The organism is Buttiauxella sp., from assembly GCF_035271705.1.
Lineage (GTDB): Bacteria > Pseudomonadota > Gammaproteobacteria > Enterobacterales > Enterobacteriaceae > Buttiauxella.
In genome coordinates, this window is sequence record NZ_DATERI010000073.1 from 1 (window position 1) to 14,130 (window position 14,130).

Annotated in this window: 10 protein-coding genes and 1 other annotated feature; of the genes, 4 read left to right on the top strand and 6 right to left on the bottom strand. The window is 49.0% G+C overall.

The window, feature by feature from the left end; genetic code table 11:
• Positions 1-245: 245 nt before the first annotated feature.
• The 4 genes from VJY99_RS06260 to VJY99_RS06275 all read right to left on the bottom strand — a co-directional run bounded on the left by VJY99_RS06260 (position 246) and on the right by VJY99_RS06275 (position 4,011).
• Entirely contained in the window at positions 246-575 is a 330-nt protein-coding gene (locus VJY99_RS06260) for a YbaB/EbfC family nucleoid-associated protein (protein ID WP_324117209.1), read from the bottom strand.
• A gap of 144 nt (positions 576-719) precedes the next feature.
• Positions 720-2,636, bottom strand: a complete 1,917-nt coding sequence (gene dnaX, locus VJY99_RS06265) for a DNA polymerase III subunit gamma/tau (protein WP_324117210.1) — start codon at positions 2,634-2,636, stop codon at positions 720-722.
• Positions 1,323-1,387 (bottom strand) — a sequence feature (DnaX frameshifting element). Its footprint overlaps the gene before it by 65 nt.
• A 296-nt stretch (positions 2,637-2,932) precedes the next feature.
• The gene (apt, locus tag VJY99_RS06270) at positions 2,933-3,484 is read right to left on the bottom strand and encodes an adenine phosphoribosyltransferase (protein ID WP_324117211.1); all 552 of its coding nucleotides are present in this window, start codon (positions 3,482-3,484) and stop codon (positions 2,933-2,935) included.
• A gap of 149 nt (positions 3,485-3,633) precedes the next feature.
• Complete coding sequence (locus tag VJY99_RS06275; protein WP_324117212.1) at positions 3,634-4,011, bottom strand: DUF454 family protein; 378 nt, start codon at positions 4,009-4,011, stop codon at positions 3,634-3,636.
• Positions 4,012-4,095: 84 nt separating this feature from the next.
• Here VJY99_RS06275 and priC point away from each other — a divergent pair, with 84 nt between their 5' ends.
• Entirely contained in the window at positions 4,096-4,632 is a 537-nt protein-coding gene (priC, locus tag VJY99_RS06280) for a primosomal replication protein PriC (protein ID WP_324117213.1), read from the top strand.
• A 177-nt stretch (positions 4,633-4,809) separates the two neighbouring features.
• On the top strand, positions 4,810-4,965 hold the full coding sequence (gene rsmS / locus VJY99_RS06285) for a pleiotropic regulatory protein RsmS (protein WP_324117214.1): 156 nt from the start codon (positions 4,810-4,812) through the stop codon (positions 4,963-4,965).
• Between the two features lie 3 nt (positions 4,966-4,968).
• Here the strand turns inward: rsmS and mscK are convergent, their stop codons facing one another.
• Both mscK and acrR read right to left on the bottom strand, forming a co-directional pair.
• Positions 4,969-8,349: a mechanosensitive channel MscK gene (gene mscK, locus VJY99_RS06290; RefSeq protein WP_324117215.1), complete on the bottom strand. Its 3,381-nt coding sequence runs from the start codon at positions 8,347-8,349 to the stop codon at positions 4,969-4,971.
• Between the two features lie 123 nt (positions 8,350-8,472).
• Positions 8,473-9,120, bottom strand: a complete 648-nt coding sequence (gene acrR, locus VJY99_RS06295) for a multidrug efflux transporter transcriptional repressor AcrR (RefSeq protein ID WP_324117216.1) — start codon at positions 9,118-9,120, stop codon at positions 8,473-8,475.
• A 268-nt stretch (positions 9,121-9,388) separates the two neighbouring features.
• On the opposite strand from acrR, the gene acrA reads away from it, so the two are divergent.
• Together acrA and acrB are read left to right on the top strand one after the other, a co-directional pair.
• Positions 9,389-10,588 carry a multidrug efflux RND transporter periplasmic adaptor subunit AcrA gene (acrA, locus tag VJY99_RS06300; protein WP_324117217.1) on the top strand — a complete coding sequence of 400 codons (1,200 nt, stop codon included), beginning with the start codon at positions 9,389-9,391 and terminating at the stop codon, positions 10,586-10,588.
• 22 nt (positions 10,589-10,610) lie between these two features.
• Entirely contained in the window at positions 10,611-13,760 is a 3,150-nt protein-coding gene (acrB, locus tag VJY99_RS06305; RefSeq protein ID WP_324117218.1) for a multidrug efflux RND transporter permease subunit AcrB, read from the top strand.
• The last annotated feature ends 370 nt before the right edge of the window (positions 13,761-14,130 follow it).

Consider the following 14,130-nt stretch of genomic DNA (forward strand, 5'->3'; position numbering starts at 1 on the left):
TTTCCTTCACGGCGCGGTCAGTTACCGGCGGTCAGGGCGTTGATTGATTTTCTGGTAGAGAGTTATGCAGCGTTTGAGGAGGAGTAGGCCTGGAGAATTGATTTTCCAAAATAATTCGCGTTGCGGGAAGGCGGCAAGTGAGCAACAAATCTGTCTGGAACAGATTTGAACAGCGCTTGCGCTGGCCCGAAGGGTGAGCCGAATAACGTAGCCAACGCCCCCGCAACACGAAGAATGACGGAAAATTAGAATGGCATTTTGAAGCCTGGTGGCAACTGCATCCCATTGGAAACGCCAGCCATTTTCTCTTTCTGCGCTTCGCTGATACGACGAGCCGCATCGTTGAAGGCAGCAGCAACCAAGTCTTCAACCATCTCTTTATCGTCTTCCATCAGGCTTGGATCGATTTCCACACGACGGCAGTTATGCGCACCGTTGATGGTCACTTTTACCAGACCCGCACCTGATTCGCCGGTGACTTCCATTTGAGCGATTTCTTCCTGAACCTGGGCCATTTTTTCCTGCATCTGCTGGGCTTGCTTCATGATGTTGCCCAGACCGCCTTTTCCAAACATAGTCTTCTCTCTTTTGCTCGGGCCGTCTAATCACATATCCCTATCATCTTTCAAGCTGCAGGGGTGTTGGCTGCAAATCGAATGCTAATGGGTATAACAATTAACGGCTATCAGGGTTTACAACAAACCGATGTCATCGGCCTGTCAAATTGGTCGAATACTGTCTTCATCCAACTCAGCATCAAAAAAACGACGCAGCGTTTGGATATTATTATCAGTACTCATTGATTCCCGCGCTTGTGCCAGCTTCTCTTCGTAGATAGCCTGACGCCACTCCAGCGGGGTGCGTTGTGCAAGATTATCATCTTCAATAATAGTCAGCTCAACAGTTTCACCGCTAAAAACACTCATCGCTTCAACCAGCGTGTTCTGTGCCGACGGTGAATTCAGATGCCGTAATGCAGGGCGCAAGTGCAAACAAATACGGCTGCCATCCTGCTCTTTCCAGGCATTTAGTGCCAATTGCTGCACCAGTTTTGGCAACACCAGTTGGCTAATTTCTGCCGCCCAACTGTCCCGCTCAATGGCTTCCAATGCCAGCTTTTGCGCCAACTCTGGCGTTTTCTCATGCTCCAGCGCGCGCTTTAATGCTTTTGGTGTCGCAACGGGTTCTTCGACCACATCAGAAACATTTTGCGACTTCCAGCGGTAAGCTTCTGGCTTCGGCTCCGGTTTTTCTTCCACTGCCGCTGCGGGCCGGGATTGAATACGCTCGGTCACTGAAGCTAAACGTTCCAGAGCGGTGCTCTTTGCCGGCCACGCTAGATCAGGCGCTGCCGGCTCACTCTTTTTTGCTTTATTGGCTCCCTGCTGGCGCATTAACTGGGTTCGCGCTTGCAGCACCTGGCTTGTGGTGTCCGGCAACGGGGTTTCATTTTGCCGTGGCGGAGGTGACGTTTGTTGCCGAACCGGAACAGGATTAATGACCGGAATACTCGCCACTTGTCGCGGTTGCTCAGGTTCTGGTAATGGCTTGCGCGGATGGAAAGCCAGCGCGCGCAGCAGCGTCATCTCAATACCCATACGGCGATCAGGAGCCCAAGAAAGCTCTTTGCGCCCAATCAGCAGGGTCTGATAATACAACTGTACTTCAGCTGGCGGCACGACTCTTGCGAGCTCACGCATGCGCTGTTCAATTGCTGCCATGTCGTTACCCAACGCAGCCGGGGAAAGTTGCACCATGGCCACGCGGTGCAGCAAGCCAAGCATTTCTACCAGTAGCGCTTCCCATTCAATACCGCGACCGGCGGCATCGTTAAGCAAGTTCATCACTCGCTCACCATCGGCCTGCACCATCGCTTCTATCAGCGCCAGCGCCTGGTCGTCATCCAACGTGCCAAGCATGCTGCTGACAGCCGCCGTGCTCACTTGCCCATCGCCACTGGCAATCGCCTGGTCGGTAAGGCTTAATGCATCACGCAGGCTGCCATCTGCGGCACGGGACAACAGTTGCAGAGCGCGAGTTTCAGACGGGATTTTCTCTTCGCCAAGAATGTATTCCAACTGATGGCGGATTTGTTCGACATCCAGCGCTTTCAGGTGGAATTGCAGGCAGCGAGAAAGAATGGTCACCGGCAACTTTTGCGGATCAGTGGTCGCCAGCAAGAATTTGACATGCGAAGGGGGCTCTTCCAGCGTCTTCAACAGTGCGTTGAAGCTGTGGCGCGAGAGCATGTGGACTTCATCGATTAAGTAGACTTTGAAGCGGCCACGCGCCGGTGCGTACTGAACGTTGTCCAGTAAGTCACGGGTGTCTTCGACTTTGGTGCGTGAGGCGGCATCAATCTCTATCAGATCAACAAAGCGCCCCTGTTCGATTTCGCGGCAGTTATCGCACACACCGCAAGGCGTGGCAGTAATGCCGGTTTCACAATTTAACCCTTTCGCCAACAAGCGAGCGATGGACGTTTTACCCACGCCGCGCGTCCCTGAAAAGAGATAAGCGTGGTGGATTCGGCCCATGGATAAGCCATTAGCCAGCGCAGTCAACACGTGTTGCTGGCCGACGACATCAGCAAAAGTTTGTGGGCGCCATTTGCGGGCTAAGACCTGGTAGCTCATTCGAGATAGGCTCTACATCACGGGTGTGAATTGAGGGGTAATGCTAACATATGCCTCACCCATCGGGCGAGGCTTCTATACCCATCATCCTTCAAGCTGCAGGGGTGTTGGCTGCATACGCTCATCCCAGTCACTTACTCAAGTAAGCTCCATGGGATTAATGAGAGACTCCTGTCTCTCACCGGAGGCCAGCCTTCGGCTGGTCAAATTCGTTCCCGACGAATTTGTCTCGTCCTTGCCGCCTACCTGCAACTCGAATGCTAACGGGTATAATTTGGGGAATACGGAAGCAGAACTCAGTGGCCTGGGAAAAGTACGAGGCTGTAGCTTTTCACGCCCATTTTTTCCAGACGCGGCTCACCACCAATATCAAACAGATTGATGATAAACGCAGCGTCAGTCACTTCCCCACCCAGACGGCGGATAAGTTTAACGGTCGCCTCAATGGTGCCACCTGTCGCCAGCAAATCGTCCACCACCAGAACTTTGTCGCCAGGCTGGATTGCATCAACGTGGATTTCCAGTTGATCGGTACCGTATTCCAGCTCGTAGTTCTCAGAGATAGTTTCGCGTGGCAGTTTGCCAGGCTTACGTACCGGCACAAAGCCAACACCTAATTCCAGCGCAACCGGTGCGCCAAACAAAAAACCACGCGCTTCAGTGCCCACGACTTTGGTGATGCCAGCATCTTTAAAGCGTGAGACTAATAATTCGATGCTGGTGGCGTAGGCTTTCGGATCTTCAAGCAAGCTGGTAACGTCACGGAATAGGATCCCAGGCTTTGGGTAATCTGGAATGCTTTTGATGCTGTTTTTCAGATATTCAAGCTGTTGCGCAGTCGCGGTCATAATTAATGCCTGCTAAAAACATGATTCTAACAAAGCACGCACTTGGTTAATAAACACACTACAGGTGATTCATTAATCAGTCATATCGTGCTCGAAAGCGGTCGAATTTACTGTCTGCAAACAACAATTGCAACCACAGCAGCAGCGCTTTATGGCTTTTGTTGCTTTTCGTCAATTACCGGCATCCGCCACATAAAGAACAGAAGCGCGCACATCATCATCAATAATAGTAGTCTGACCCAAAGAATGTTGACCAGATAAAGGGATACTGAAAAAGTTAAAACAATAAAAATCAACGCCCTGGGTTTAGTGCCTGGTGGCAAGGCTCGATATTGCTGCCAATGGCGGATATAACTGCCAAACCATGAACGGTAGAGTAGCCAGTAGTGGAAGCGTGGTGAGGAACGCGCGAAACACCAGGCCGCCAGCAGTAAAAATGGGGTGGTAGGAAGTAAAGGCAACACCACACCCAGCGTCGCAAGGACTACCGCCAGCCAACCAATGATGATTAAAATAGTCCGTTTCATTCCTTATTCCATCAAAATACCCATCCTGAAATAGCCTGGGTATGACCTGGCACTTAAACACGTGCAACACTGGAGAGTCATTTTGTGAAGACCGCTGCGCTGTTACAAGCTTTGGATGTTCGCGTCGCGGAACTCGCGCAGGCCATTGCGCCAATCTCGTTGCAACGTGCCTCGCAAGCACGCTTTGATCGTAAACTGTTTTCCACTCACAGCACGCAACTAAAAGATTATCTTACCGAAGTTCAGGCTAATCTTGCGCAATTACAGCTTAGCGTGAAAGTCGGTAAAACGGATCAAGTTGCGTATCTTGCCGAAAAACTGGTGGCGCAAATTGCCGCTTTGCAGAGGGAGCTGGCGACCTTGCAGATGCGCAAAAACGATCCACAGCCGGTCGTTGCCGAAAATTTATATGAAAAGCTTTCGACGCATCAGGATTACGAGCGCCGAATTCAGATTATGATTAGCGATCGTGACAGCCAGCTTTCAGTGCAAACGACCCTCATCGGGCAACAAAAGATCCAGAAAGAAATCGCGGCTCTTGAAGGCCGTCTGCAACGCTGCCGTCAGGCCATTGCGCGTATTGAACGTGCGATTGAACGGCGGGAACGTGGGCTAAGCTAATTGAATTATTTTGGGTATATACCCAAGTCACTTCAAGATGCAGGTAGGCGGCAATCGAATGAATCCCGATGAGCTTACTCAAGTAAGTGATTCGGGTGAGTAAGAGCAGCCAACACCCCTGCATCTTGAAGGGCGACGGGTATATTCATCAAAATACAGATTAACGAGAGTAACGCTATGTCGCTGGAAAATGCACCAGAAGAAGTGAAACTGGCTGTCGATTTGATAATGCTACTGGAACAACATGACATCCCGACGGAAACGGTGCTCGCTGCGCTAGAAATTGTCCGTCAGGATTTTTTGCGTAAGCGGGAAGAGAACGCTTCCCGCTAATTTTTACTGTACCGGAACGATGTCGCCGCCGTTCGATTTGCCATTGTTATCGCGTTTCACTTCTGTCCATTCATCCCCTTTTTCATTACGCAGATGAACTTCAAGTTGGTTGAAGGCGATGTTAATGTCATTTTCTCGGCACAGACGTTCGATGGCCCGGTTCAGCTCATCAACGGTATAACTGCGATCGCGTAGCTCACGCACGTATAAGCGCAATTCATGATCCAGCGTGCTGGGGCCGAAAGTGGTGAAGAACACTGCCGGTTCAGGATCATGCATCACTTTCGGATGTTCGTGAGCGGCCTGGAGTAAGATTTCACGCACTTTTTCAAGATCGGATCCGTAAGCGACACCCAAGCGGATAACCACACGCGTGATGGTGTCGGACAGCGACCAGTTGATCAATCGTTCCGTAACAAACGCTTTGTTTGGGATGATCACTTCTTTGCGATCGAAATCAGTGATCGTGGTGGCGCGAATACGAATCTTGCTGACACTGCCCGAGAAGGTACCGATTGTCACCGTATCGCCGATACGCACCGGACGTTCGAACAGAATAATCAGGCCGGAAACAAAGTTACCGAATATCTCCTGCAATCCGAAGCCCAGACCGACCGATAACGCAGCCGCCAGCCATTGCAATTTATCCCACGACACCCCAAGTGAGCCAAAGACGGTCATCGCACCGACGGCAATAATCGCGTAGTTAAGAATGGTGGTGATGGCGTAAGAAGCCCCCTGGCGCATTTGCAGGCGCGAAAGCACCAGCACTTCCAGCAAGCCCGGTAAGTTGCGAATCAGAACCCAAGCGAAGGCGAAGGCAATCACTGCAAATAACAAACTGCCCATGGTGACGTTTTTCACCACGGCGGCTCCCGCTTCAGTCCCGTTATAACTCCATAGCTGGATGCTATCGAGATAACCGAATACGCCAAACAAGTCTGACCAAATGGTGTAGAAGAAGATGGCAAACAGCGCAAACAGCGCAATGATGGCAAGGCGCATGGTTTGTTGGTTGATCTGATCAAGCGCCAATGGCGGTTCTTCTACCGGCTCGCTACCTTCGGCCCCTTCTTTCACCAGGTTTTCACGGCGCAACACCGCGCGACGATATGCCATACGACGTGCCGTCACACTCAACCCACGCAGTACAGTTTGATAAACCAGGTTCCAGATTAGTACCAGGTAGATGGTTTCAATCCAGCGGCCTGCAAGGCGCAAAGTCGTATAGAAATAACCCATCGCCGTCAGCACAATTAACACCGCCGGCACTACCCCCATCACCGTGACGGTAAACAGTTGCATGGTGTGGTTATTTTTGTTGCGCCAGTTTTCACGACACATTGGGAAGACTAATGCGGTGATCAGCAACAAATTGAAGAAAATGAGCAACTGACCCATTGCATCTTCCACCAGGTGAAGCGGTGAACGCTCACCCAACACCGACCAAAACAGCAACGGCAACAGTGCAAAACCAATGCGCACCAGTTGTCGGCGATAATGGCGACACAATTGTGGATGCATATTAAAGTGGCGAACGGCAACACCGTCGCTCGACAACACCTTGTAGGTCAGGCCAAAGACAATCCAGAACAGGGAAAGCTGTTTACAAAACGCCAGCATCGACTCGCTAATGTTCATCTCGAACCCGGCAAAGACTAAGCCTATAGCATAGATGACTAACGCCCCAGGCAGGACTTTCACCAGTGTCAGCGCAATGGCTTTCGGCGTTAGCATTTGGCTGTCGTTACGCAGTTGTCCAACCCGACTGGCTTGCTTTTCCAAATAGCGATCAATAGCTTTAAAACGCCAGCGAATAATCCCCGCCAGTAGCAGTGCCGGAATCATCAGCAAAAGGATGGCGAGCATTTTTAGCGAACTTTCCGGCCCCTTGAAATTGATACGGGCGTTTTTAAACTGATCGCGTAACGATGACGGCAACGATTTCAGCCAGTCCCAGTCCATAGGTTTGTTACTGGAGACCCAAAAAATCTGCTCGGTCAGAATTTGGTCGAGGGATTTCGTCACGTTTTGCAGTTGCTGCTTATTATTCTGCAGGTTGATTGCCAGCATTAATTGCATGCCGAGTTGCTTATTCAATTGGTCGAGCAATTCGCGACGTGTATCCAGAACCTGTAACAACGCATCGTGGACATCAGGCGTGACTTCAGTGGTGTGCCCTTCTTCAATTTTTGCAACCAATTCATCAGGCTGGAACAGCGCGTCACGCTGCTGATTGACATCAAACTGTTCGAGACGAATATCAGCAATACGATTGGTCAGGTCTTCTGTATCTTCCGCCGCAGGCAGGTTCTGTTGTTGTTGCTGATAGAGAATGCGCGACAACAGCAAGCTGCCTTTCAAGACAGCGATTTGTTCTTTCAAATTGCGTTCAGATTGCAGCGCACGATCCAGCGTGTTTTTGATGCGGATGCTCGGCGGTACCATCTCATTGGCATGCTGAGTGGCGTCTATCAGTCGTTGGCTTAACTGGTGGTTAATATCCAGCTCTGGTTTCACCAACGGGTTTTGCTGAATTTTAACGGTATCTTCTGAGTCGATGGCTTCCTGAGCGGTCTGTTGGGTCAGCGTCAGACGCTTGCTACTGACCGCCTTTTGCAACAGTTGCAGCGTGTGTTCCAGTTGATTGATATGGGCGTTGGTGTAATCACGTTGTTTTTGCAGTGTATCTTGCAACAGCGTGTTGCCTTTTAGACTGTCGCGCTGCTGGTCCAGTTGCGCATTCAGTAACGCTTGCTGGGCCAGTAAAAGTGTTTGCTGACTTGAGCGTAATTCCGTCGCACCAGGTGTTACGCCATTCAGGCGATTACGGTTAATTTCAAGCTGAGCTGAAGCGGCCATCATCGCATTTTGCACGCGCTCTGGCTGTGTTTGCAGCGAAATCAGTTGGCTATTCCAGGTGGCTAAATCGCTTTGTGAATTCTGCAAATCCGTCATCAAATCATTCAAACGAGATTCGAGCTGGCGTAAGTTCAGCGCTTCAATTTCAGCCGCTTCATTGGCCTGGTTATTTCGCTGGTTTTTAATCTCGTTTAAAGCATCGGTTGCTTTGCGCAGTGTTTTCGGCGCTTCGCTAACCTGCTGATGGAGTTTTGCCGCTTCATCCTTGACCCGGTCAATTTTGTCTAAAACCTCAAGCGTCTCATTGAGATCTTGTTGTATAAGTTTGTCATTAGGAGACAGCGATTTTTGCTTACTGAGTTCAGTCAGTTGGTTTTGAATTTCATCCCGACTCGGGAGATCGCTATTATTATTTTTCGCCCAAACAGGCTGCGCCAGTATGCAAAACAGGCTTATAAACGCGATAAGAAAAAATCTTGCAGATATGCGACGTGAATATAGTGAACACAAGAGTTGCGGCATAATTTGACAATGTTTGAGAACAGGCCGAAAAATGGCGAGTTAAAGACGAAATACGAGCCTTCAGATTAACACGTCTTTATGAAAAAACCTTGGTCAACTCGCTTAGGAATCACCCTAATAAACTCATTTTTTTTGTGGAATAGCTCGGAGGGTTGGGCAGGTTTGAAACATTTCTATCAAAATAGCCACGTAGTCTTCGGCCTGGCCGTGAAGATCAAAGCTATCTGGTGCAATCAGCCAATTTTCGATAAGCCCGGTGATGTAACTGCGCATCAAAATAACGGCAAGAGGAATACGCAAATCTACGGGTAACATTTCTGCATCAATACAACGCTGTAGAGAACTCTCGATCCGCTCCTTTCCTTCCAGATAAAATTCGCGTCTGGCCTGTTGTAAAATGGCAAGTTCGCCAACGAATTCACATTTATGGAAGATGATTTCTGTCATTAACCGACGACGTTCATCAGTGACAGTGGCTTGTAATATGTAAATTAGTAACTCTCTAACAACAGAAAGTGGATCGTCAGGAAATTTTGCCTGATACTCAGTCTCTAAATCACCAATACTGGATTCAGTTAGCTCCCAGATTTCATTAAATAAATCCGACTTATTCTTGAAATGCCAATAGATAGCACCACGGGTAACACCTGCCGCTTTAGCAATATCTGCTAGTGAAGTTGAGGATACACCGTGTTGAGAAAACAAGCGGATTGCCACATCAAGAAGATGTTGTCGAGTTTCAAGTGCTTGTTGTTTGGTTTTTCGTGCCATAAGTAGGTGAAAGTAAGCTGGTGAGATTTACATACATTTGTGAATGTATGTACCATAGCACGACGATAATAATACCCAAAATAATTCGAGTTGCATCAAGGCGGCAAGGGAGCAAGTCCCGATGAGCTTACATTAAGTAAGTGATTCGGGTGAGTGAGAGCAGCCAACAAAGATGGAACTTGAAGTATGACGGGTATAAATGCAGCAATGGGTTTGTGGACACTTGATCCATTGAACAACTTTGAAATCGGACACTCGAGGTTTACATATGAACAAAAACAGAGGGTTTACGCCTCTGGCGGCCGTTCTGATGCTTTCAGGCAGCTTAATACTTACAGGATGTAATGACAAAGAAACACAAAAGAGTGCGCCGCATACCCCAGAAGTGGGTGTCGTCACTCTAAAAAGTGCTCCTTTGCAGATAACCACAGAGCTTCCAGGCCGCACTAGTGCTTATCGTATTGCAGAAGTTCGCCCGCAAGTCAGCGGCATTATTCTGAAACGCAACTTTGAAGAAGGAAGTGAAATTAAAGCTGGCGTTTCACTGTATCAAATCGACCCTGCTACTTACCAGGCTGCCTATGACAGCGCCAAAGGTGATCTCGCAAAAGCTCAAGCAAGTGCAAACATTGCGCAGGTGACGGTTAAGCGTTATCAGAAACTGTTGGGTACTCAGTATATTAGTCAACAAGACTACGACACCGCACTTGCCGATTCTCAACAGGCAAACGCTTCTGTCGTTGCTGCTAAAGCCGCTGTTGAATCTGCGCGCATTAATCTTGCCTATACCAAAGTAACGTCCCCGATTAGTGGTCGCATTGGTAAGTCTGCTGTTACTGAAGGCGCTCTGGTGACCAGCGGTCAAGCAAGCGCAATGTCAACCGTACAACAACTCGACCCGATTTATGTGGATGTGACCCAATCCAGCAACGATTTCTTGCGCCTTAAGCAAGAGTTAGCTGACGGCAAACTGAAACAAGAAAACGGCAAAGCGAAAGTTAAGTTAGTGACGAACGATGGTATTGCATACCAACAAGAAGGCTCTTTGGAGTTTTCAGACGTGACAGTTGACCAAAGCACCGGCTCAATCACTTTGCGAGCCATCTTCCCGAACCCAGATAACACACTGCTTCCGGGCATGTTTGTCCGTGCACAACTGGAAGCAGGGACTAATCCAAATGCACTGTTAGTTCCACAGCAAGGTGTCACTCGTACACCACGTGGTGACGCTTCAGCCATGGTGATTGGCAAAGATGACAAAGTTGAAGTCCGCGATATTACAGCAGCACAGGCTATCGGCGATAAATGGCTGGTAACCAGTGGGTTAAAGGATGGCGATCGCGTTATTGTGACCGGTTTGCAAAAAGTGAAACCCGGTGTTCAGGTAAAAGCGCAAGAAGTAGCGGCAGAAAAGAAAGGCCAGGATCAAGCAGCCGCTGGTGCTCAGACTGAACAAACGAAGTCTTAACTTAAACAGGAGACGTTAAGACATGGCTAAGTTTTTTATCGATCGCCCGATTTTTGCCTGGGTAATCGCCATCATTATTATGTTGGCGGGCGGGCTTGCGATCATGAAATTGCCCATCGCGCAATATCCAACTATTGCGCCACCGGCTATTTCGATCTCAGCAAACTATCCAGGTGCAGATGCAAAAACGGTACAGGATACCGTGACACAGGTTATCGAACAGAACATGAACGGTATCGACAACCTGCTGTATATGTCCTCTGCCAGTGATTCTTCTGGTTCTGTCACCATCACCATTACCTTTGATTCTGGTACTGATGCGGATATCGCACAGGTACAGGTTCAGAACAAACTGCAACTTGCGATGCCACTGCTTCCTCAAGAAGTACAGCAGCAAGGTGTTAGCGTTGAAAAGGCGTCCAGTAACTTCCTGATGGTTCTCGGTTTGATCAACACCGATGGCTCCATGACACAGGAAGATATCTCGGACTACGTTGGCGCAACCATTAAAGACCCTATCAGCCGTACTCGTGGTGTCGGTGATGTTCAGCTGTTTGGTGCTCAGTACGCGATGCGTATCTGGATGGATCCGAACAAAATGAATAACTTCCAGCTCACGCCGGTTGATATTATCACGGCTATTAAAGCGCAGAACGCCCAGGTCGCAGCAGGTCAGTTAGGGGGCACGCCACCGGTTAAAGGCCAGCAACTTAACGCCTCTATCATTGCTCAGACCCGTTTGAAATCTGCCGATGAGTTCAGCAAAATTCTGCTGAAAGTCAATCAAGATGGCTCACATGTTCTGCTCAAAGATGTGGCGAAAGTTGAGTTAGGCGGCGAGAACTATAACGTTGTCGCACGTTACAACGGCCAACCCGCGTCTGGTTTAGGTATCAAACTGGCTACGGGTGCTAACGCACTGGATACAGCCGATGCGGTACGTGCCACTGTTGCGAAACTTCAACCGTTCTTCCCGGCTGGTCTAAAAGTGGTTTATCCCTATGACACCACGCCATTCGTTAAAATCTCTATCAAAGAGGTAGTAAAAACCCTCGTTGAAGCAATCGTGCTGGTGTTCCTGGTCATGTATCTGTTCTTGCAGAACTTCCGCGCCACATTGATTCCAACGATTGCCGTACCGGTGGTACTGCTGGGGACGTTCGCTATTCTCTCCATCTTTGGTTATTCGATAAACACCCTAACCATGTTCGGGATGGTGCTTGCGATAGGCCTGTTGGTTGATGATGCCATCGTGGTAGTAGAAAACGTTGAACGTGTGATGGTGGAAGAAGGATTGCCACCGAAAGAAGCGACACGCAAATCGATGGAGCAGATTCAGGGCGCACTGGTCGGGATCGCGTTGGTACTGTCAGCGGTATTTATACCCATGGCATTCTTCGGCGGTTCTACAGGGGCAATCTATCGTCAGTTCTCCATTACCATCGTATCGGCAATGGTACTTTCTGTTCTGGTGGCACTGATTCTGACACCAGCACTGTGCGCCACTTTGCTCAAACCTGTTGCTAAAGGTGAACACCACGAGAAGAAAGGCTTCTTCGGCTGGTTTAACAACATGTTCGATAAGAGCACGCATCACTATACCGACAGTGTCGGTAACATCTTGCGTAGCACGGGTCGTTATTTGCTGTTGTATCTGCTGATTGTGGTTGGTATGGCCTTCCTGTTTGTTCGTCTGCCAAGCTCGTTCTTGCCAGAAGAAGACCAGGGCGTGTTCTTGACCATGGCTCAGTTGCCTGCGGGTGCGACACAAGAACGTACACAAGCCGTTCTTGATGACGTGACCAAGTACTACCTCGAAAAAGAGAAAAATAACGTTAACTCCGTATTTACCGTTAACGGTTTTGGTTTCTCCGGTCAGGGGCAGAACACCGGTCTGGCGTTCGTTTCTTTGAAAGATTGGGATGAACGTGCAGGTGACGAGAACAAGGTTCCGGCGATTGCAGGACGCGCCAGCGGCGAATTCTCCAAAATCAAAGATGCCATTGTATTTGCATTTAACCTGCCAGCTATCGTGGAACTGGGTACAGCAACGGGCTTCGACTTCCAGTTGATTGACCAGGCTAACCTTGGACACGAAAAACTGACTCAGGCGCGTAACCAATTGTTTGGTGAAATTGCTAAACACCCCGACCTGTTAGTCGGCGTACGTCCAAACGGTCTGGAAGATACTCCGCAATTTAAAGTCGATATCGACCAGGAAAAAGCGCAAGCATTGGGTGTTTCTATCAGCGATATCAACACCACACTGGGTGCTGCCTGGGGGGGGAGTTACGTGAACGACTTCATCGACCGTGGTCGTGTGAAGAAAGTTTACCTGATGGCTGATGCACCATTCCGTATGCTGCCAAACGATATCAATAACTGGTATGTGCGCGGTGCTTCCGGCCAAATGGTGCCGTTCTCTGCGTTCTCCACTGCGCATTGGGAATACGGTTCACCTCGTCTGGAACGTTACAACGGCTTACCTTCCATGGAAATCCTTGGTCAGGCTGCACCGGGTAAGAGTACTGGTGAAGCGATGAACATGATGGAAGACTTGGCTAGCAAACTACCAACCGGTATCGGTTATGACTGGACGGGTATGTCATATCAGGAACGTCTGTCTGGTAACCAGGCCCCTGCCCTGTATGCCATTTCCTTGATAGTGGTATTCCTGTGTCTGGCTGCACTGTATGAGAGCTGGTCCATTCCGTTCTCGGTCATGCTGGTTGTTCCATTGGGTGTTGTGGGTGCATTACTTGCCGCGACCTTCCGTGGGCTGACCAACGATGTGTACTTCCAGGTAGGCCTGCTGACAACCATTGGCTTGTCGGCGAAGAATGCGATACTTATCGTGGAATTCGCCAAAGACTTGATGGATAAAGAAGGCAAAGGCTTGATTGAAGCGACACTTGAAGCGGTTCGTATGCGTCTGCGTCCGATTCTGATGACATCACTGGCGTTTATCCTCGGGGTAATGCCACTGGTTATCAGCTCCGGTGCTGGCTCCGGTGCGCAGAATGCCGTAGGTACGGGTGTGATGGGTGGGATGGTGACGGCTACTGTCCTGGCAATCTTCTTCGTACCCGTGTTCTTCGTGGTGGTTCGCCGCCGCTTCAGCAGAAAGAGTGACGACCTTGAGCATGCTCACCCGATTGAGCATCACAAATAAGACTTAGACTGCAAATAAAAGGCCACGCAAGTGGCCTTTTTTATATCTTCCTGCCTGATTTTTCATATTGTTAATATTGATAGCCGCCGACTTCCCTCAGAGAAAGGTTTCAAAATGTTGCATCTCAGACTCTGTGCCTATCGAATAACAAAGAAAATATCTCTTAAACACACAGGTGAATGTGTAAATTCAGATTAATACTTATTTATTAGGAGTATTCCTAAATAATTATTTATATACGCTTTCCACGACATCTTGACGACGCTGGAAGATTAACCTGTTGAAAGCAAGCTATTTTCTTAAAAACCCCTATACGTTACTTTATAAGACGATGCTTTTAAAAAAAGCATTAAAGTCTTTATAAACATAG

Bases quoted from the DNA above. Each gene is read 5' to 3' on its own strand.
- acrR (WP_324117216.1), bottom strand. From the start codon at position 9,120: ATGGCACGAAAAACCAAACAACAAGCACTTGAAACTCGACAACATCTT.
- mscK (WP_324117215.1), bottom strand. From the start codon at position 8,349: ATGCCGCAACTCTTGTGTTCACTATATTCACGTCGCATATCTGCAAGA.
- dnaX (WP_324117210.1), bottom strand. From the start codon at position 2,636: ATGAGCTACCAGGTCTTAGCCCGCAAATGGCGCCCACAAACTTTTGCT.
- VJY99_RS06260 (WP_324117209.1), bottom strand. From the start codon at position 575: ATGTTTGGAAAAGGCGGTCTGGGCAACATCATGAAGCAAGCCCAGCAG.
- VJY99_RS06275 (WP_324117212.1), bottom strand. From the start codon at position 4,011: ATGAAACGGACTATTTTAATCATCATTGGTTGGCTGGCGGTAGTCCTT.
- rsmS (WP_324117214.1), top strand. From the start codon at position 4,810: ATGTCGCTGGAAAATGCACCAGAAGAAGTGAAACTGGCTGTCGATTTG.
- acrA (WP_324117217.1), top strand. From the start codon at position 9,389: ATGAACAAAAACAGAGGGTTTACGCCTCTGGCGGCCGTTCTGATGCTT.
- acrB (WP_324117218.1), top strand. From the start codon at position 10,611: ATGGCTAAGTTTTTTATCGATCGCCCGATTTTTGCCTGGGTAATCGCC.
- apt (WP_324117211.1), bottom strand. From the start codon at position 3,484: ATGACCGCGACTGCGCAACAGCTTGAATATCTGAAAAACAGCATCAAA.